Origin of the sequence: Streptomyces sp. NPDC001231 (assembly GCF_042896885.1) — a bacterium.
Classification (GTDB): domain Bacteria; phylum Actinomycetota; class Actinomycetes; order Streptomycetales; family Streptomycetaceae; genus Streptomyces.
In genome coordinates this window covers 1-19335 of sequence record NZ_JBIAXS010000052.1, presented here as the reverse complement: position 1 = coordinate 19335, position 19335 = coordinate 1, and the positions used below count along the sequence as shown (strand labels likewise).

Below are 19335 nucleotides of genomic sequence, written 5' to 3'. Positions count from 1 at the left end.
GGGAACCTCCTTTCGGTCAGGGCACGACGTTCGGGGCGATAGCGACGAGCGAGCAGTCGGCCGAGGGCCGGCACTGCACGGCGAGGGTGATGGAACGGTCCTCCGCCCCACCGCCGCCCTTGGCCCAGGCGATGGTCTGCTTGCCGGTGACAGTCACGGCGTAGATGTACGCCTCGGTGATCGCGGAAGGGTCCTCGGCCAGGGCCTGCTTGAACGCGGCCGGATAGTGAGCCTCGGTGATGGTGGCCGTGGCGTGCTGCCTCTGGTCGGCCATCCGCGACCACAGGGTCGGGTCGGGCATCTGCGCGGAGACCGAGGCCCAGTCGCTGTACTCGCTCTCCTTCGTCATCCGCGCCTCCATGCCAGCGAGCTGCTGCTCGCGGCTGGTGTCGCGGGTGTCGTAGGACCACAGCATCTGGGCTATGGCCTTGGCGAAGGCGAGGGGATCGGAGATCCGCGGAGGCCGGGGCACCGACCCCGTCTCGGCTCCCGGTTCCTCGGAGGAGGGGGCCGACGATGCCGGGCTGGGCGGCGTCGGGCCGGCCGAAGAGTGGTGCTGCCCGTTGCGGCCGGCGACGTGGGCGGTCACGCCGGCCAGGGTGAGCAGCGACGCCAGAATCGCGGCGATCACGAGGATGCGGCGGTTTGCCGACCAGCCGATGCCGTAGTTCGACAGGGGGAATCGCTTCTTCATCAGTGGACCTGCGACCCCAGGGCTGAGAAGAAGGCGACGATGCCGTTCGCGGCGCCGAGTCCGAGGGCGGCGCCCGCGGCCACGACCGCGCCCTTCTTGCCGTTCGCCTCGGCCTGGTGGCCACCGGTGTGGTGTCCCCAGGCCCACACCGCCAGGCTGACGGCGAGGGCGCCGACGACGGCGATGATGCCGAACATGTTGATGGAGCTGACAACGTTCTTCAGGACGGAGAGCCCCGGCAGGCCACCGCCCTTGGGAGTGATCCCGGGGTCGAAGGCGAGATAGAGCCGGTCGGCGAGAGGTGTCATGGGTGCGGCAAGGCTCCTTGCGTACACGGGCCAGAGGGCCGAAGCGGGAAGCGGAAGGGGCGGGTCGGGCGGAGGTGGGCGTCACAGGACGCGGCGCACGGCGAGGACGTCCCAGTCCTTGAGCGGGCTGATGCGCACGGGCTTGCCCGTGCGCGGGGCTTCGATGACGAGCCCCTCGCCCAGATACATGCCGACGTGCTCGGGACGTACGGCGGTGCCGCGGCTGAAGATCAGGGCACCGGGCTTCATGGCCTTCACGGAGACGGCCTTGCCCTCGTTGACCTGCGTGTACGTGGTGCGGGTGAGCTGGATGCCGGCCTTGGCGTACGCCTGCTGCATCAGCGAGCTGCAGTCGCAGCGGCCCATCGGGTCCGGTCCGTGCGGCGCGGTGCAGGTGCCGCCCCACTGGTACATCGTGCCGAGCTGATGCATCGCCCAGACGATCGCCTTGCGGGCGCGCGGGTCGGCGTCCTTGGGGATCTTGTATCCATTCGGAATGGCGCCTTCCGGGATCTTGCCGAAGGACGAGCCGTCTTGCGTGATGCAGTCGGACAGCGAGGGTGCGTCGTCGGTCTCCTGGGCGGCATCGTCGCTGGCGCCGGGGAAGGTGGTGGCGATGGCCGCCTGCAGCGCGGTCGCCAGCGGCTCCCACTGGGCGTAGGCGTCCGGGTAGCCGGACTTCTGCACGGCTTGGGCGGCCTGGGTCACGGTCATCTGCTGCCAGCCGCTCACCTGCAGAAGCGCCTTGTAGAACCTCTCGGACGCGTAGACGGGATCGCGGATCTGCTCGGCCATGCCCCAGCCCTGGCTGGGCCGTTGCTGGAACAGGCCGAGGGAGTCGCGGTCTCCGTAGGCAAGGTTGCGCAGTCGGGATTCCTGCATGGCGGTGGCGAGAGCGATGATCTGTCCGCGCCTGGGCACGTGGAGGCTGATCCCGGTAGCGACGACGGCCTGTGCGTTCGGGATCTGCTCACCGGGCAGGTCGAGGTCCTCGATGTCGACGTCGGAGGCGTCCGTACCGTCGAGGATCTCGGTGACCTGTTCGGTGACCTTGTCGGTGTCCAGGTCGGGCAGGCACTGGAAGAACGTGCTGCTTTGTGCGGCGGCTTCGCTGGACGTGGCCATCATCATGGCCGCGCCGCCGAGGAGGAGGGGGGAGAGGACGACGACGCCGATGCCGGCGGCGAGCGCCTTCAACCTGCCCGGCCCCCTCGCGCAGCGGATGATGCGGGCAGAGGCGGGTGACGAGACGTCACGAAGGTCTCCTTCGGAGAGGCGGCGTGCCGCGTACGCGCGAAGACGGGTGGAAGGGCGCGGCGGCCGGAGCGGGCGATCAAGGGGCGCCGGCCCGCGAACGAGTTGCCGCTCGATCCGCGGGCCGGGGAGCTAGGGATGCCGGGGCCAGGGGTACCTCTGCACGGCGTGGTGAGAAGGTGCCAGCGACGGTGTGCGCCGGGCGGTTCGAAAACAGTAGGCCCCAATGGGCGGTTGACCAAAAAGTCAGCGTGAGGGGACGGATTCCGGCCCCTCAGCGAGGAACTTCTTGGTCAACCGCCGAATCACCTCTACAGTTTTGGGACTCCCCTCGCCCTCCCCGCCAAGCGACCCTGGGTTTCTGCATGCCCAGTTTCGGTCCCCGGGAAATCGCATGTGCGACGGGCAGTTCTGCTCCACATTCCCACCCGAATCGGGGTTCCTCTTTGCCTTTTTCCTTGCACCATGGCGACGCCCTGAGCGTCCTCACCGGGCTGCCGGACGACTGCGTCGACTCCGTGATCACCGACCCGCCGTACAACTCGGGCGGCCGGACCGCGAAGGAGCGCACCAGCCGCAGCGCAAAGCAGAAGTACACCTCCGCCGACGCCAAGCATGCCCTGCCTGACTTCACCGGCGAGAACATGGACCAACGCTCGTACGCGTTCTGGCTGACGCAGATCATGACCGAGGCCCATCGGCTCACCCGCACCGGGGGCACCGCCCTCCTGTTCACCGACTGGCGCCAGCTCCCCGTCACAACGGATGCCATCCAGGCGGCCGGCTGGCTGTGGCGCGGCGTGCTGGCCTGGCACAAGCCGCAGGCCAGGCCCCAGAAGGGACGCTTCACCCAGAACTGCGAGTTCATCGTCTGGGCTTCGAAGGGAGCGATCGACGGCTCCCGCAACCCGGTCTACCTCCCCGGCCTCTACAGCGCCTCGCAGCCGTCCGGGGCGAAGCGCCAGCACATCACGCAAAAGCCCGTCGAGGTGATGCGCGAGCTGGTCAAGATCTGCCCCGAAGGCGGCACAGTGCTCGACTTCTGCGCCGGCTCCGGCTCCACCGGCGTCGCCGCCCTGCTCGAAGGCCGGGACTTCATCGGCGTGGAGAAGACGGAGCACTACGCCTCCATCGCGGCGGACCGGCTCACGGAGACAATCCGCGAGACCCTCACCCAGGACGACATGGTGCTCACCGCCTGAACACCACAACAGCGTTCTCTACGGCGAAAGTCGGCACCTTCCGCGGCGCCCACCGCGTCGTGCCATTCGTCCAGGGTCCGGTCTGCTCATCACCGCTTTCGCTTCCCCTCACCCCCACGGCTTAGGAGGCCATTGCTCTCATGCCTGAATCCGTAGAACCCCAGGCAGAAGGGGAGTTGGAGCCGGTCCACATCCCGGATCCCCAATTGGAGGGGATCGAGGCCAGCGTCCGGCGGTTGATGGAGCAGTCGGCGCAGCAGGCTCGGCAGCTCGACCACCTGGCCTCCGCTCCGGCCCCTGGCGGATCGCCTTTCGCCGCGTTCGGTATGCCGGGCTTCGGCGGACCGGCGTCAGCTGCTCCACCAGAGCCGCGCCCCATTCTGGAGCTGGAGGGCGAGGAGTACGAGGACGAACTCGACGCTCTTTCGGACTGGGTGGACGACTTCCTTCTCCCGGTCTACGGGGCGGAAGTCACCACGGCAGCGCCCTGGTGCCTGCAGTGGCAGGAGCACGACGACGTCGTCGCCTGGCTCCACGCCCTGTGGCTCGCCCATCAGCAGCACAAGGACCCCGAGGCGGGCCTGTCCGGGATGCTCGTGTGGCACCGGGACTTCCTGACGCACGCCATGGCGGCGATTCGCGCGCCTGGGGGACCACTGTCCGCGTGCATGACCTCCCCGGAGCGACCCGCGCACCGCATCCTTCCTGGCCCACCCCCGTCGACGCGGACGGAGAAGGCGGCGACAGAGCCGCGGTCGGAATCGTCCGGGTCCGGTGAGTCGTACGAGCTGATGGCATGAGCGAGGGGCAGCAGCGGCCGGCCTTCGGCCTGAGCTTCGATCCCCGCGCTCTGACCGACCTCCTGCAGGCCCCCAGCGACATCCGCGACCTCACCCTCGCCTACCTGCAGGAAGTGGTGAACGCCCAGCGCTTCGGGCTTCGGCTCACGGGCGACTTGGAGGGCTACCGCAAGCTGTTCGTGGACACGCGGAAAGACTGGCGAGTCGTCTATGGCGTGCGTCCGGCGCCTGAGACGTCGGCACACCGGCGGGAGATCCACGTTGTCGCTGTCCGGCCTCGGGCGGGCAACGACGTCTACGACGAGGTCGGACGTCGCCTGGGGATGTCCCGCCGGCCGCTGAGCGCCCGCACGCACGCGGCACGCTCCCGCTCCCCGCAGCTCACGACCCCAAGTCCGGTACCGAGGCCGGAACCACTGCCGTCCGCGATGCCGGGCCTGCTCCGCCCTGCGCAGAACCCCCAGCACCTTCACACCCGTTACTGAGACTCCACGCGTGATGTCGGAGACGGCGTCCGCTTGAACTGCGACGATCGCCGGCCATGGCGCGACATCACGCAAAGTGCATCAGTAGTAGCTGTTTCTGAACCCCGACCATCCGGATGCGGGCATCGGAAGACGTATCGTGATGCCGTGAAGAGGCGGCGCTGGTGGTCTGTGATCAGCTTGTGGGCTATGTGGTGGGCGGGTATCACCGCTGCTTTTTGGTTCTTGAGCAAGGTGCTCGGTCAGTCAGCGAGCCTTGTGGGGTGCGCGGCGAGTGCTGTGCTGGTGATCGTCGTAGGTGAGATCGGTGACCGATTGCGGCGCCGCTTCTTGCCTCGCCGCAAGGTGGGCTGATCAGACGGCCTGTGCAAGCTGGTCGGTTTGGGGAGCTGGCGGTTACTGATGATCTTTGCGTGATGTCGCGCCATGGCCGGCGATCGTCGCAGTTCAAGCGGACGCCGTCTCCGACATCACGCGTGGAATCTCAGGTAAATACACGGAGTCCGCATCGCGACGGGAGCCCCATGCCGGGACTGCGGTACATGGTTCAGCCGGGTTCACGGCTCCTACCTTCGATTTCCCGCAGATGTTCCCAGCGCTGGACGAAGCGTTGTCCTCCGCCTGCGGGCGCGCCGGTTCATCTGCCAGAACGTCTCGTGCAGGCGAAGGACCTTCGCCGAGCGGATACCCGGCCTGCCCCGCCGTCACGGTCAGCGGACCGAGCGGTTGCATTCCGACCTGGCCGCGGTCGGCCTCGCCCTGGCGGGGAGCCGGCGCTCCACGATCGGGGCAGCGAGGGCAGACCCAGCTGAGCCGGAGGCGTCGGCGGAAGGCCGCCGCGCTCTCTGCGGCGGCCCCTGGAAGCCGCCGATAGCGCCTGAGAGAGGCAACGACTGGCGCCGTACACCGCCGCGCCGCTCAGCGCCTGCCCACCCCGTTGGTGTGAGTCGCGGTGACCTTCGATCTCCGGGGGCGTTGGTGTCGGGCAACTTCGGCGGACGTACTCACGGCAAGTCATTGCGCCCCAGCCACGCCGGCTTGACCGGCACCCCGTCTGCGTACCACTCAACCTGCTGCTCAACAGGCTCAGCCGCTGCAGCGACGGGCGCACCCGGCGCCTCCACCACAGGTTCCGGGGCGGCGGGCGCATCAGAGTCCTCGAGCAGCTCCGCCACCGTGAACCGGGTGACGAATGACTGCCACGCCCCGTCTATGACGAGCAGGAACCCGTCGTCCCGCCGCAGGAGCCGACGGCGCTTGGGGCTTCTGGGGTGCTCGGGTGAGTGGCTCCGCGCCCGCCGTTCCAGCTCGGCGAGTGCCTCCTCACGCGATCCGGTGATGTGAGCCACCAGGTATGCCTCGGTGTGCTTGCGTTCCCCGACACCCACGGTCGTCTCGATGACCAGTCCCCATGTCGTCATGTTCTTCGCTCCTTTGCCCTCGATACGGCCGCATGAAGGCCGGAATCATCCAGCGTGCTGCTGGCATCCTCGCCCTTGCCCTCTGCGACTCAGTCGCCCGCTCCGCGCTCTTCCTGGCCCTGCTCGGCCTGAGTTGGAACTTCGGCCTCGTCCCCGGTACCGCGATCATTACCGACACCGTCCCACTCGCCACCCGCCGGTCTCTTCTCCCGGGACACCGGCCACCCCGTCCACGCAGGTCAGCCGGTCACCCTGACCGAGCCAGCCGCGCCGCGCTGGTCACCAACCGCAGCCCCAAACCGGCCGAGGCGCCGAAACGGGCGGCGCGGCCGGGAGCGTGGCCGTCCACCACTGCACATCGGCACTGACCCGCACCGACTCCCCATCGAAAGGCTCCATGCCCTCCCTCCAACCGACCCCACCTGCCGACCGAGGTCCGGGCCCTGAACTGGACTTCCGGCTGGACGGCCTCGACGCCGACGAGCAGACCACCGACGCGTTCTTCCGTCGGATCGGTGTGATCGAGGACATGCTCGTCCCGCTCGCCGAGCACCACAGCGCCGATGACGTCCACAGCTTCTACGTCCTGCACGACTCCTCGGCCACCTACGACCACCCTGGTGTCCCCCAGTACGTCACTCTCCACCTGCAGCGAGATCAGGAGAAGCGGACGTTCCGCTTCGAACAGGCGCAGCTGCCGCTGCCCGCGATGGCGCAGTCCTGGCTGATCCACCGCGGCTGTCCGCCCGGGGCCATCGCACTCGACACCGAGCTGGGCACTGCGCCGGCAGACGAGACGACGCGGACGCTGGAGCGACGGCTCATGGGGGATGGGGATTACTACGCGCTCGGCTACTCCTACACCCGGGACGACCCGGACGACATGGTCACCATGGTGATCCTGCGCGTCCTCGATGAGCGAGCCCCTTCTCCGTTCCGTGTCGTGGTCGAGGAAGTCGATACCGACGCCTCGACCCACACGCTGCGCGAGGGCGGCTTCGCCACGGTCGAAGAAGCCCTCCACTGGTGCGACGACCGGCTCAGCGGCAAGAAGAAAACCCTCCCACCAGTTTGCCCGGCCCCACCCTTTACCCGCCTGGCCACTGTGCCGAAGGCGTCGGTTTCGCGCCCGCCAGGCCGATCACGCTGAGCGTGAACACCGACTGGCGAGGCGGAACATAGCCGACGATCGCCGGTTGGCCAAACCGGCGATTCTCCGGACTCTTATACCGCCGCCGGGACGACCACCCGGCCGCCTCTCCACGCATTCCCTTTTCCCGTACGGAGGTTCCTTCCGCATGCGCTCGACCCGAATTGCGATAGCCGCCGCGATGCTCGGCGCGCTCGCCCTGCCGATCGCGTTGGCGACGGCGGCCACGGCCGCTCCGGCATCCGCGCCGAGCAGTCCCCCGGCCACCCGTCCGTGCGAACAGCCTGGTCCGTGGGTCATCGGCACGCAGGCGGTCACCATCCGCTCCAAGACGTCGGCCAAGTCCACCAGCGTCGGCATCCTCTACCGCGGCCACAAGTTCACCGTCCACAAGACCAGCGGTAACTGGCACTACATCACGGACAAGACCACCGGCGTGAAGGGCTGGGTGTCCGACACCTACGTCTACCGAGACGTCCGAATGTGCCTCGACTGAGAGGCGCTCGGCAGCAACTCACCGTAACGAGGGTGAGTTAAGCGCTCCATTTCCCTCCCAAGAGCAACGGGGCCGTTGCGCCCTCCGGAGAGGAGTTCTCCTTGTCCGACGACGTATCCGACGGCATGGACGATGCCGTGGGCGTGCTCACCGAACAGATCGAGGCGCTCTTCGGAATGAACATGGACCAGTTGAAGGCCGCGGTCGATGCGGCGCCGGCTGCCAATCCCGCGGCCACCGATGTCGTCAAGTGGCACGGCCTTCTCCTCGAATCGCAGACGGTGCTCGAACGCGCGGAGGACGACCTGCTCGCCGCGCTGGAGACCCAGCCCAGCGAGGTCGACGACCCGACGATGGATCTGGCCCACCGCGTCAACGCGGCCGTCACTGCACGCGATGGGCGAGCCATGGTCATCCGGTGGCTTCTCGACCCGAACGCTCCCGGCAAGCAGGGCCTTGACACCGAGCGGCTGGTCCGCTTCCGCGGTACGCGCCGGGGCCCGGCAGTGCCGACCACTCCGCCCCGTCCGGCGACTGCGCCGCCGGCAGGAAGGGGCGTGCTGCGGTGAGTGTCCGGCTCAAGCCCAGTTCCGCGGATGGCCGGTTGCACCAGGTCTTTGGCGCCCCGGTCGCCGAGCTGTACGAGACAGTGGCCAATCCCGATGTCTCCGCCGCCCTGACCCGCGCGTTGGAGCTGCGGTCCTTCCTTGCTCTGGCCGAGGAGCAGGTGGTTCGTGTCCGGGACCGCGTGCACGACGCCATGGCGGCCGACCGCGACATGGACGAACTGTCCGCAGCCGAATTGCGGATGGATGCGCAGTGGCTGGAGGCCGCGCTCGATGCCCGCGACGGCTACTGCGCCGCGCTCGTAGACCTGCTGCGTACCATGCCGCCTCCCGGCCAGCAGCCCCGGCCCGTCCGTATGGCACAGCCGAGGGTCGCCACCACCCTGCCTCCGGCCGTCGCCACCCCGACACCGCGGCGTGCCGGGGCGGCCCGAGCCCGCCGAACGTGAAAGCCCGCGATTGCCCCACCTGACGTCCACCGAGACAGCCGGACGGATCGAGGACCTGTACGGCGCACCGCTGGCCGATCTCGAAGCCCATGCGCAGGACCAGCCACCCGGCATGCTCGCTGCCCTCCTCGGCATGCACCACGACCTCGCCTTCGCCGAGCGCAGCATCGCCTTCCACCGCGACCGCCTCGCCCAGCTTGTCCACCGCGAGCGACAGATCGGTACACACGAGGTATCGCACGTGCTCGACTGCGCCCGCCGGCTCGCCGAAGCGGTCGCCGTACACGCCATCCAGGCCAAGACGGTCTTGGCCGTGCTTCAGAGCCTGGGACGCGTTGTCCCGCCCGAGCCGTCACCGGCCCCCGCACCCACCGTGCCCGCGTCTCCCGTCCCGGCCACGAGCGCTGCTCCGAGCCGCTGACCCCAACTCACACAGGAGTTCCTCCGTGGCCATCACCGGTCTGCCACCCGACACCGACGCCGACCTCGCCCGGGTCTCCGAGGCCCTCGCCATGATCACTCCGCGCTGGAACGTGCGGGTCCTGCTGGCCCTCGCCGGGCAGCCCCTGCGGTACAAGGAGATCGCGGACAAGGTGTCCTGGCTGCAGAGCGGCCAGCTGCATCCCAAGGTGCGTCAGCTGTGCGATGCCGGCCTCGTCCAGCGCACCGAGCACACCCCGCGGCACGTCACCTACGGCCACACCGACCGCACCGTTGCGCTGCTGCCGGTACTGCCACTGATCGTCACCTGGGCCGAGCAGTACCTGGAGAAGCCGGAACGGCCGTTGCCCGCGATCGAGCAGATCGAGGACAGCCTCACGCTCCTGACCCGGCGGCACGCCGCCACCATCCTGTGGGCCCTGAAGATACGAGGGGAAGCCGGCGGCCGGACTCTGGCCAGGACGGTTATGCCCGGCAGTGACGGGACCAACATCTACCCGCCGCTGCGTCAGCTCGTGGCCGACGGCCTCGTCGACACCGACGGTCTCGGGCAGCCCTACCGCCTGTCCGCCGCCGGGGACGGTCTCGGGCCTGTCCTCGGCGCTCTCTCCGCGTGGTCCGCGGGACAGCCCCTCGCGCAGGCCGCACAGCACCCGGTCTGGGGACGCCCGGATGCCGCGCCTGCTCCGCGGACGTGGGTCAGCAACCCTTTGCGGCTGCCGGCCTCGACCACCGCGCCCGCACCGAACAGGACCGGCCGGACCTCACTCCTGGCCTGGCAGTACGGCGACCTGTTTTCGCACGCCACCCCCTCCCGCCCGCAGGCAGCACTCCCGGCTGGAGGACCGCGCCGATGAACAACCTCTCCGCGGCCGACGTCCAGCACGCCTGCACGGTGCTGTCCTCGCCGGCCCTGATTCGCCTGATCACCGAGATCGACGACAACGGTCCCATCCCGACGCGCGCACTGTCGCGCACCCTCGCCGATCTCCCTGTGCATCACCTTCACCAGACCACCGACCGGGCCCGTGCTCTCGGCCTCCTCCGCATCCGACCCGGCGCCGGCCTCAGCCTGACCACGTCCGGCTCTCATCTGGCCGACGTCTACGACGCGACAGCCAGTTGGGCTCGCCGCCACGGCTACCCGGCGCCGGTCTCCGACTTCACCAGCCGGATCCAGGACACCCTCGCTGTCCTGACCAAGCTGCCGATACTGACTCCCGAGGACAGTCCCCAGGCATTCGCAGACGCTTCTCCGGTGCGGGCGGAGGCTGCCGCGGACCTCGCAGGGCTGCGCAACCTCCTGGAGGAGTGGCTGCACGCCAACCCGCAGCTGGTCCGGAGTGCTGAGCACGAGCTTGCCGCATGAGGGCACGCACCACCCGGCACGCCCGCCGCCCCGTCCCGTCCCTGTTGCGCGGCGTCTACCTGCCCCGAATCGCCGACGGTGCCGCGTTCGCCATGACCACCTACGGCATCCCCCTCATCGTCTTGGCGACCACGGGGTCGGCGGCGCTGACAGGACTTGCCTTCGCGCTGGAGTGGCTGCCGCGCCTGGGCGCGTTCACGGTGGCCGGCACCGTCGTCGACCGGCACGGCATCGCTCGCGTCTTCCGCACCGCGTGCGCCGTGCGGGCCCTGGTCGTCCTGACCGCCGCGCTCCTGCTGGCAGTCCCCCGCACCGGGGTGCCGACGACGGTGACGGTGATGACGCTCGCCCCGCTGACGGGATTCCTCACCGAGTTCAGTTACGTCGCAGCGGAGACCGCCGGCGGCGAGGCGAGCCGGACCGCCGGAGTCCGGGCGCACCGGGTGCAGTCCATCCTGCTGGGGATCGATCAGACCGCAATGCTCGCCGGACCCCTGGTCTCCGGCCTGCTGCTGGAGCACGGGGGACCGACCCTCATGCTCGGCACACTCGCCGCCTTCTCCCTCCTCGCCGCCGCTTTCAGCCCGCGCCGGCGGACCACTCCGGGCGGCGCCACCAGCAGCAAGACCGGGCTACGAGCAGGCTGGCGGACGCTTCGCTCCCTTCCCGCCCTCGCCTGGCTGGTCGGCGGCCTGATCGTCTCCAACACGGCCGTCGCCATCCTCCAGGCGGCCATGCCGGTCATCGTGGTCAACGAACTGGGACGCTCCAGCGCAGAGGCCGGACTCATCTGGTCCGCCGCGGCTGTCGCCTCCCTGCTCGCCATCACCACCGCCCGCCGGGCGATCGACCGATGGGGCCTGTGGCCGGTCGGCGCCACAGCTGCCGCCGTCGCCGCCGGAGCCACCCTCGCCGTCGCCCAAGCCCACACCTACCGCGGATACCTCCTGCTGATCGCCGTCCTGATGGCCGGTGAGGGCGGCCTCACCGTCGTCCTGCGTACCCTGCGCTCCCACCTCATCCCGAGCGAGGTGTTCGGCAGCACCCTCGCCATGACGATCCTGCTGCTCCTGCTGCCCTTCCCCGCCGCCGGCCTGCTCGTCGCCGCCGTCCCGCCCGCCCAGCTCGGGACGCCATCACCGCCGCCGCCCTCCTGCAGGCCCTAGGCCTCGCCACCGCCTTCACCCGGCTGCGCACCCTCCCCACCCCGCCTGCCTGACCTCCCGGTACGAGAGGAGCCCCACCGCTCATGCCCAACCACCACGCAGGACGGACTGCCCGGCCTGGCCCTCCCGCACCGGGACGGCCCGACCCTTACCGGCCAGCTCCGCGCCTTCGATGCCCAGCACCTCTGGGTCTACTGCGCCCTGGAGCAGCTCGTCGAGGAGCACCTCGCCGCGGGGGCCAAGCGGGTCGGGATGAAGGCGGTGTTCGAGGCCCTGCGCTGGCGCCACCCGCACGGGGTGAAGGGCCTCAACAACAACTACACGGCCCTGTACGCGAGACGGCTGCTCGCCGAGCACCCTCAGTGGGCTTCCGCGATCGAGATCCGCCGCCGACGCAGCCCGTGAACCCCTCACCATCCCCGTCCTTTACCTGATCTTCGAGGAGCCTGTTCTTGTCCGACCGTCCTGTCGTCCTGGTCGTCGCCGCAGCCGACATGGAAGCCGAGGCATATCGCGGGTACTGCCTTGAGTCCGTGGCCGCCGTCTACGACGTCGTTCTCATCACCAGCGATGAGCCGTCATGGGAGGTGCCGTACATCCGCGACTGCATGGTCGTGCCGGACCCGACCGACCGGGCGGCGCTGTTCGCCGCAGGGCGAGCCCTGGCCGAACGCCACGTTGTCACCGGGGTGTTCACGTGGACCGAGTGGTATCTCGTCCCGGTCGCCCGCCTCGCACGCCAGCTCGGCCTGCCGACCACCGCCCCGGAGGTGACGCAGGCGTGCCGCAACAAGGCCACCGCGCGCGCCCTGTTCGCCCGGCACGGCGTCCCGTCGGCCGCATCGGTGAGCGTCCGCAACCGTCGGGAGGCACAGGTCGCGGCCGAGCGGATCGGCTACCCGGTCGTCCTGAAGCCCGCCGCACACGCGGCCAGCATCGGCGTGATCCGCGCCGACAACCCCGACCAGCTCACCGCCGCCTACCCGTTCGCCCACCGGGCCGCCAGGGGAGGCATGGAGAGCACGAGGGTCCTGGTCGAGGAATACCTCGACGGGCCCGAGGCCTCGGTCGAGTGCGTCACCTACCGCGGTGAGACCACCGTCGTCGCGGTCACCCGTAAGACCGTCAGCGACCCGCCGTACTTCGAAGAGCTGGCGCACTCGGTCGACGCGGCCGACCCGTTGCTCGGCGTGGTTGCCTCGGCGGCCCGGGCCGCGATCCGTGCGCTTGGGATCACCGACGGCGTCAGCCATGTCGAGATGCGCCTGGTGGATGATTGGCCTCGGCTCGTCGAGGTCAACGGCCGCATCGCCGGGGACATGATCGGCCACCTGGTCCGCCTCGCCACCGGCATCGACCTGCCGCGCGCCGCAGCCGACATCGCCTGCGGCCGTGCCCCCGACCTCACGCCCACCCACTCGTCGGCTGCCGCGATCCACCTGATTTACCCGGAGACCTCCGGCACTCTCCACCGCCTCCAGCTTGAGGGGTCGCGCCCGCCGTGGCTGGAGAGGGTCCACTTCCAGCACCACCCCGGTGACGACCTGGCGCTGCCCGCCGACGGCGGCGACATGTTCACCGCCCGCATCGGCTACCTGATCACCACAGGACTCACCGCCGACCTCGCGCAGGCCCGCGCCGAGCAGGTCGTCCGCAGCCTCCACATCGACGTCGCACCCCACACGGTCGGCGAGTCCGCCGACAGCGGCAGGGCCGCATGAGCCGCACAGCCGCCCCCGCCCGCCGCAGCCGCGGCCTGCTGACCGGTTACTTCCTCGGCCTGGGCGTGGTGATGGCCGTGTGGGGCGCTCGGATGCCGGCCGTCCAGCAAGCCGCCCGCCTGAGCACCGCAGAGCTGTCCCTGGTGTTGCTGGCTGCCGCCCTCGGCATGGTCGTCGGCTTGCAGACCGGTGGCCGTCTCGCCCGGCCCGAGCGGCTTCCCGCCCTCCTTGTGTGCGGTGCCGTCAGCCTCGCTGGCTGCCTCGCCCTCCTGGGGCAGTGCCACATCCTCACCTCCCTGCTCATGGCAGCGCTGGCCTTCGGGATCGCGCACGGCGTACTGGACGTCGCCGCCAACTCTGCGGCGGTGCGGTGCCAGAACGCCTACGGCAGGCCCATCATGTCGTCCCTGCACGCTGCCTACTCCCTCGGCGCCCTCGGCGGTGCCGGCCTGGCCGCGATCACCGTCCACACCACGCACCGCACCCTCTTTCTGACGACCGGCCTGATTCTGGCCGTCGCCGCGCTGGTCGCCGCCCCGGTAACTCGGATGCTGACAGGCACCCACCAGCCACCGGCTACTACGGGGCAGGACGAGACCGGAGTGTCGCTGCCGTCCGCCAAGCTGTGGCTGCTGGGGGCGCTGGCTGCCGCCAGCCTGCTGGGCGAAGGAGCAGCTGCCGACTGGGCGGCCGTCCATCTGCACAGCCTGGACGCATCCGCCGCCGTGAGCGCCGCCGCCTTCGCCCTCTACAGCGCGGCCATGGCCACCGGGCGGCTGACCGGCGACCGGCTCACCGACGCCTTCGGACCCGCTGCCGTGGTGCGGGCCGGAGCCGTCCTCGCGGCGATCGGGCTCACCACCGGAGTCCTCGCCTCCACCACCTCCGTGGCCCTGGCCGGCTGGGCACTCTTCGGACTCGGCCTGTCCACCACGGTTCCCTGCCTGATCAGCGCCGCCGGAGTCGGCGGCCCGGGCGCCGTCGCCACGGTCGCCGTCACCGGCTACCTGGGCCTGCTCGCCGGGCCCGCCCTCATCGGCGCCATCGCCAGCATCACCACCCTGTCCACGGCACTGCTGCTGCCCGCCCTGCTCGCAGCCACCGTCGCCGCCCTCGCCCACCGAGCCCTGGAGAAACCCACCCCTTGAGACCCGACACGACCACCGCCCTCGACGCCGTCATCCTCGACTACAACGGAGTCATCGGCCTGCAGCCCACCACCGACCAGTGGCTCCACCTCGCCCGCACCGCCAATCGGCCCGAAGAGGACCTCGCCGCCTTCCAAAGTGCCTTCTGGAGCGCACGCCAGCCCTATGACGCCGGCCAACTGAGCGATCTGGCGTACTGGGCCAAGGTCCTCGGCTACCACCCCGGCCCGCGCATGCTGCGCGAACTGTGTGCAGTGGACGCTGACATGTGGACCGCCACCGACGACCGTGTCCTGGAAGTCCTGCACCATGCCCACCGGGCAGGGCTGCCGATGGCGCTCCTGTCCAACGCACCCCACCACCTCAGCGACATCCTCGACCGCCACAACTGGCGCCGCCTGATGAGCCAGGCCCTGTACTCGGCCCGCCTGGAGGTGTGCAAACCCGATCCCGCCGCCTACCAGCACGCCCTTCAGGCTCTCGGTGCCGCAGACCCGCGGCGCGTGCTCTTCGTGGATGACCGGGCCGACAACTGCCACGCGGCCCGCCGCCTGGGCCTGCGCACGCTGCATTACACCGGTCGGTCCGCCGACCTCGAAGCAGCACTGCTGCCTACCACCTGACCCGCCCCCGCCTCAACCTCTCAGGATCCTGTGCCACCCCACGACGACACCATCGACGGGGACGTCTACGTCTTCCCGCGCTACCTTGCCCGCGCCACCGCGATCGGCGACCCCGGACTCGATCCACTCCGCGACCTCGGCTGGGAACTCCACAACGACGACCTCGGCAACGCCTACGTGAACGCTCCCGACCGCAAGGTCCGCCTCGGCTACCTCCCCGAGGGCGACGACGACGGCCTCTGGCGCATCAACGCCTACAAGGACCCATTCGGCCCGCCGGTCTGGGGTGTCTGTTTCAACGACGGCTGTCCCACCGAGTTCGTGACCGCCTTCACCACCGCGCTCGCCGAGGCGTACGAACAGGGACCGGACAGCTACCTCGCCAGGCCGGTCTCCGGGAGCAAGGACCATGACCCCTTCCTGGCGGTCGCTCCGCTCATCAACCGTGGCTGGCTGATCGACCGTCCCCGCTGGGGCGTATTCGCCGTCCAGTCACCCGACGGGCTCGCCGGGCTGGAGTACACCACCGGCCACCTCGACCCGGAAGCCGAGCTGACCACCCGCGACGTCCGCTGGCAGCTGTGGGCCGGCACCTCCATCAACCGTCCCCTCTGGTACGCCACCGCCAGCACCGACACCCCCGTCGTCCTGCTCAAAGCCGTCACCGAGTGCGCCTCCGACCCCGCGCCGCTGCCCCGCTGGCGTGAGGACACCTACAGCTACGTCGAGGGCATGGCCCAGCTCACCCCCATCCTCCCGCCGAACCCGCCGGCCCCGACCCCGCTCGACGTCCAGCGCGCCGCCTACCGCCGCCCGGCCACCCTCACCACCACCTCCAGCGTCCCGCGCTGGAGCACCACCAGCAGGCCGGTACTGCCCGGACGCCGCCATTGACCACCCGCCGCCTCACCGTCCGACCGGAGACATCCGCTTGGTCCTGCATGCCCGCGCCTTCTTCATGGAGCACCTGAAGCTCCCCTTCGCCGAGGCAACCGTCGTCGGCAACACCTACTACGCCACCCCAATACCTGGCGGTCCGCTACGGCTCCGCATCGACTTCGCCCGGACCATCCGCGACGAGTACGACGGTCTGCGCCTCGCTACCATCCACCAGGACAGAGGCGAACTCGACGCCGTGGAAATGCGGTTCGAGGACCACAAGACCTTCGACCACCGCGACGCGGCCCGGGGCTGCAGCCCGCTGGAGTCGGGGTACGGCACGAGCCACGAGTTCCGCGACGGTTCCGACTGGGTGCCGTGGGAAGGCGCCCACACCAATGGACTGCGCGACGCGATCGAACAGTACGCGTCCACCTGGTTCCCCGGCGCGTGGAAGACGCCCCCACCGCGCCGTGCTGTCAGCCGCATCACTCAGAAGGTCCCGTCTCCGCCCGCAGCCCGCGGTGGAAGCCGCACCCGCTAAGGAGTCGTGCCCCGCGCCGCCCGTTCCCTCGCCTGGTCGCCGTATCGGTAGGTCAGGCTTCCAAATGCGTCGCGCTACGGATGCGCATCGGCGGAAAGAGGGATCTTGATGACGCCGATGAAGATCTCGGTGCCTCCTCTGTCCTGCCGGGCGTAGCCCGTCACGAAGGTCTTGCTTGGTTGCGGCAGGAGTACAGGCAGCCCCACGCCCCGGGGGACGTGATGGCTGGTTCTGGAGCTTGGGGAACTGGCCGACCGTATCGTGCGGCGCGTAAATAGGGCCTAGGAAAGGACGGGGGATGGCCGGAAGACCTTCTACACGATGGGGACGCGGCGTCATTTTGAGCGTTGTCGCCTGCATGGTCGGCGGAAGCGTCGTCGCTGTGAACGAGGGCTGGATGCCCTGGCAGTCAGAGTCCGAGGGGCAACTTCAAGTGCGTGTCGGGAGCCTGCCCGACGGCAAGATCGGCGACGTGACGGTGCGGGGGCCGAAGGGCATGACGGAGCATGTCACGCGAACCAGTACCCTCACCGGTGTGAAGCCGGGCCGGTACACCATCACGGCGGGCAGGGTGCGCGGCACCGACCATGACCTGTACCCCCCGACGGTAGAGCAGACCGCCACGGTGCCTGCTGGCGGTAGAGCGTCGGTGACCGTCGACTACAACACGGTCATCCCTCATACAACAAGGCCTGTCGGCGCTGTGGAGATCCGCGAGGTCGACGCCGGTTCGGTCACCTTGGCACCCGGCAGCGCCACCGCGAGGAAGCTTGCCGTCGGTGATGTGCTGGTGGCCGGGGTCGGCCCGGACACTCCAGAAGGGCTCCTGCGGAAGGTCACCAAGGTCCGCACGAGCGGCGGCGGGGTAACCGCTGTCACCCAGTCGGCGACGCTGAGGGAGGCTGTGCCGCAGGGACGCCTGAACATCGTGGACGCACCTGTGGTGTCGTTGGAGGAGGCGATGCGCCGGGAGGGAACAGCAACAGCCCGGCATGCCGGCTTCACCGGGCCGGTCGGGACGGCCGGTCTCCTTGCCGCCGGTGCTGTCACCGGGGAGGACCCGGATCTGGAGGTGGACGGCGAGGGAGGGTTCTCCTTCCTGCACAACTTCGCCGACAGCAGTTCCAATGTCGGGGCGGGCAAAGATGACTCAAAGCGGGAGGAAGGCAGTCTGGCGTGCGCCGGCGGAGGTTCGCTGCCGCTGCTGATGGAGGCGGCGTTCACGGCGACGACACCACGGATGACCTTGGACACCAGTTGGGACCACGGCAGGCAGAAGGGCGTGAGGTGGGCTCTGACCGCCTCCCAGACGGCCGGGTTCGGAGCCGAGTCGAACAACGTGGAAGCCAAGTGCGACGTGAGCTGGCTGTACCCGAAGAAACCGATTCGTCTCGGCGTCATCACGGTGTCCCTGGGGACCGTGCCGGTGGTGATCATCGTGAAGGGCGCCCTGACCGGCGGGGCTGGCTTCGGCGGCAAGGCTGCCGTGAAAGTCAACCAGGAATCGCATTTCGAGGCTGGCATCGAGGTCCCGGACGGCGGCAAAGCGAAGGGCATCGCCACGTTCGACAACAAGTTCACTCTGAAAGAACCACCGTCCTTCGAGGTGGAAGGGAACATCAAGATCGGCGGCCGTCTCTCGTTCCACCTGTATGGCACGGACGTTGGCCCCTACCTGGACATCACCCCGGGCCTGAAGCTCGTCTACAAGGAGAATTTCGGGCGACAGGGAACCATCAAGACCGAGCTGCGCGGCGGCTTGTACACGACTGCCGGGATCGATCTGGAATGGCTGGGCTTCAAAGACAGCGCTGTCGAGATCTCGGACTTGTTCCACATTGACAAGGTGCTGTGGGAGAAGACCTTGCGCGAGTCACCGGCAGACAGGGCGGCCAGGGAGAACCCAACCGACTGCCCCGATGACGCGACCACGACGGCGGCGGTGGCCGACTTGAAGGAGACGACCGGCGCCGTGGAGTTGCAGGTGACCGGCCGGAAGTGCTGGAGGGGCTGGGCGGTGGTCGACTGGGTGCCTGGCCTCTATGCGGACCGGGTGTCGGCGACCGTGTTCAAGCGCAAGGATGACAGTTTGACGCCGGCGGTAACCATGTTGGGCGTCGACGGGCCTGCGGGCAGCAGCCACAACTCGACGTGCACCAAGGTGAAGGGCATGAAGGTGCCGCCTGGCCTGCTGGACTACCTGTGCCCGACCAGCACCGGCACCTCCGCGACCGCCGCGTTCAACCCTGCGTCAGCGGACGTGTTCGCCTCCAGCGGGTACGTTCCGACACTGTCCGACGCGGACCTGAAGGCACTCCGCGGCCCATTGCGTGCTGTACAGGCATGCGCGAACTGCGGCCCCGAGGGCGGTGACGGGTCCGCGCAAATCATCATGCTGTTCTACGGAAACCGGTATGCCGGCATGGTGCAGGAGGGCAAGGCGTACAGCTCCCGCGAATTGGTCAGCCAGAACGGCACCCAGGTCACCTCGCGTGTGCGGTGGGCAACCCCAGACGATCCAGTGGGGCCTTCCCCCGTGGTGGTGGACACGCGTTGGCATGTCATGCGGCCAGCGTGAGCTTAGCCGTGTGGTGTCGGTGTTCGTATTCGTTGGGGCTG

The 19335-nt window shown here is 69.3% G+C and carries 21 protein-coding genes and 1 pseudogene; 18 read left to right on the top strand and 4 right to left on the bottom strand.

Translation table 11 applies throughout. The features are described from left to right. Nucleotides 1-16: 16 nt before the first annotated feature. The 3 genes from ACFY3J_RS37395 to ACFY3J_RS37385 all read right to left on the bottom strand — a co-directional run bounded on the left by ACFY3J_RS37395 (nt 17) and on the right by ACFY3J_RS37385 (nt 2199). Nucleotides 17-694 carry a hypothetical protein gene (locus tag ACFY3J_RS37395; RefSeq protein WP_390842747.1) on the bottom strand — a complete coding sequence of 226 codons (678 nt, stop codon included), beginning with the start codon at nt 692-694 and terminating at the stop codon, nt 17-19. Further along, nucleotides 694-1002 (bottom strand): DUF6112 family protein, encoded by a 309-nt coding sequence (locus ACFY3J_RS37390; RefSeq protein ID WP_390842746.1) that lies wholly within the window; start codon nt 1000-1002, stop codon nt 694-696. The genes ACFY3J_RS37395 and ACFY3J_RS37390 overlap by 1 nt, the downstream gene beginning before the upstream one ends. A gap of 81 nt (nt 1003-1083) precedes the next feature. Beyond that, a complete protein-coding gene (locus tag ACFY3J_RS37385; protein WP_390842745.1) occupies nt 1084-2199 on the bottom strand; it encodes a C40 family peptidase in 1116 nt (371 codons plus the stop codon). 503 nt (nt 2200-2702) lie between these two features. Between ACFY3J_RS37385 and ACFY3J_RS37380 the strand changes: the two genes are divergently transcribed. The 3 genes from ACFY3J_RS37380 (at nt 2703) to ACFY3J_RS37370 (ending at nt 4743) form a co-directional block, all read left to right on the top strand. Next, the gene (locus tag ACFY3J_RS37380; protein ID WP_390842744.1) at nt 2703-3458 is read left to right on the top strand and encodes a DNA-methyltransferase; all 756 of its coding nucleotides are present in this window, start codon (nt 2703-2705) and stop codon (nt 3456-3458) included. Between the two features lie 239 nt (nt 3459-3697). Then, on the top strand, nt 3698-4258 hold the full coding sequence (locus ACFY3J_RS37375; RefSeq protein WP_390842765.1) for a DUF4913 domain-containing protein: 561 nt from the start codon (nt 3698-3700) through the stop codon (nt 4256-4258). After that, complete coding sequence (locus ACFY3J_RS37370; RefSeq protein ID WP_390842743.1) at nt 4255-4743, top strand: hypothetical protein; 489 nt, start codon at nt 4255-4257, stop codon at nt 4741-4743. Before ACFY3J_RS37375 ends, ACFY3J_RS37370 begins: the two co-directional genes overlap by 4 nt. 1004 nt (nt 4744-5747) lie before the next feature. Here ACFY3J_RS37370 and ACFY3J_RS37365 read toward each other — a convergent pair. Continuing rightward, nucleotides 5748-6164, bottom strand: coding sequence for a hypothetical protein (locus tag ACFY3J_RS37365; protein WP_390842742.1), 417 nt, complete (start codon nt 6162-6164; stop codon nt 5748-5750). A gap of 397 nt (nt 6165-6561) precedes the next feature. On the opposite strand from ACFY3J_RS37365, the gene ACFY3J_RS37360 reads away from it, so the two are divergent. The 15 genes and pseudogenes from ACFY3J_RS37360 to ACFY3J_RS37290 all read left to right on the top strand — a co-directional run bounded on the left by ACFY3J_RS37360 (nt 6562) and on the right by ACFY3J_RS37290 (nt 19294). Then, entirely contained in the window at nt 6562-7314 is a 753-nt protein-coding gene (locus tag ACFY3J_RS37360; RefSeq protein ID WP_390842741.1) for a hypothetical protein, read from the top strand. 148 nt (nt 7315-7462) lie between these two features. Beyond that, complete coding sequence (locus tag ACFY3J_RS37355; protein WP_390842740.1) at nt 7463-7810, top strand: SH3 domain-containing protein; 348 nt, start codon at nt 7463-7465, stop codon at nt 7808-7810. 101 nt (nt 7811-7911) lie between these two features. Continuing rightward, the gene (locus tag ACFY3J_RS37350; protein ID WP_390842739.1) at nt 7912-8379 is read left to right on the top strand and encodes a hypothetical protein; all 468 of its coding nucleotides are present in this window, start codon (nt 7912-7914) and stop codon (nt 8377-8379) included. Next, a complete protein-coding gene (locus ACFY3J_RS37345) occupies nt 8376-8825 on the top strand; it encodes a hypothetical protein (protein ID WP_390842738.1) in 450 nt (149 codons plus the stop codon). Before ACFY3J_RS37350 ends, ACFY3J_RS37345 begins: the two co-directional genes overlap by 4 nt. Before the next feature lie 10 nt (nt 8826-8835). Further along, a complete protein-coding gene (locus ACFY3J_RS37340) occupies nt 8836-9246 on the top strand; it encodes a hypothetical protein (protein ID WP_390842737.1) in 411 nt (136 codons plus the stop codon). Nucleotides 9247-9271: 25 nt separating this feature from the next. Further along, nucleotides 9272-10123: a winged helix-turn-helix transcriptional regulator gene (locus tag ACFY3J_RS37335; RefSeq protein ID WP_390842736.1), complete on the top strand. Its 852-nt coding sequence runs from the start codon at nt 9272-9274 to the stop codon at nt 10121-10123. Beyond that, nucleotides 10120-10635 (top strand): hypothetical protein, encoded by a 516-nt coding sequence (locus ACFY3J_RS37330; RefSeq protein WP_390842735.1) that lies wholly within the window; start codon nt 10120-10122, stop codon nt 10633-10635. Before ACFY3J_RS37335 ends, ACFY3J_RS37330 begins: the two co-directional genes overlap by 4 nt. Then, nucleotides 10632-11854 (top strand): annotated as a pseudogene (locus ACFY3J_RS37325) (MFS transporter). Before ACFY3J_RS37330 ends, ACFY3J_RS37325 begins: the two are co-directional and overlap by 4 nt. 199 nt (nt 11855-12053) lie before the next feature. Next, entirely contained in the window at nt 12054-12206 is a 153-nt protein-coding gene (locus tag ACFY3J_RS37320; RefSeq protein ID WP_390842734.1) for a hypothetical protein, read from the top strand. 89 nt (nt 12207-12295) lie between these two features. Beyond that, on the top strand, nt 12296-13522 hold the full coding sequence (locus ACFY3J_RS37315) for an ATP-grasp domain-containing protein (protein WP_390842764.1): 1227 nt from the start codon (nt 12296-12298) through the stop codon (nt 13520-13522). Next, nucleotides 13519-14670, top strand: coding sequence for an MFS transporter (locus tag ACFY3J_RS37310; RefSeq protein WP_390842733.1), 1152 nt, complete (start codon nt 13519-13521; stop codon nt 14668-14670). Before ACFY3J_RS37315 ends, ACFY3J_RS37310 begins: the two co-directional genes overlap by 4 nt. Then, nucleotides 14667-15293 carry an HAD family hydrolase gene (locus tag ACFY3J_RS37305; protein WP_390842732.1) on the top strand — a complete coding sequence of 209 codons (627 nt, stop codon included), beginning with the start codon at nt 14667-14669 and terminating at the stop codon, nt 15291-15293. The genes ACFY3J_RS37310 and ACFY3J_RS37305 overlap by 4 nt, the downstream gene beginning before the upstream one ends. A 30-nt stretch (nt 15294-15323) precedes the next feature. Continuing rightward, nucleotides 15324-16187 (top strand): DUF317 domain-containing protein, encoded by an 864-nt coding sequence (locus ACFY3J_RS37300; RefSeq protein ID WP_390842731.1) that lies wholly within the window; start codon nt 15324-15326, stop codon nt 16185-16187. 37 nt (nt 16188-16224) lie between these two features. After that, a complete protein-coding gene (locus tag ACFY3J_RS37295; RefSeq protein WP_390842730.1) occupies nt 16225-16716 on the top strand; it encodes a hypothetical protein in 492 nt (163 codons plus the stop codon). 382 nt (nt 16717-17098) lie between these two features. After that, the gene (locus tag ACFY3J_RS37290) at nt 17099-19294 is read left to right on the top strand and encodes a hypothetical protein (protein WP_390842729.1); all 2196 of its coding nucleotides are present in this window, start codon (nt 17099-17101) and stop codon (nt 19292-19294) included. Nucleotides 19295-19335: the final 41 nt, after the last annotated feature.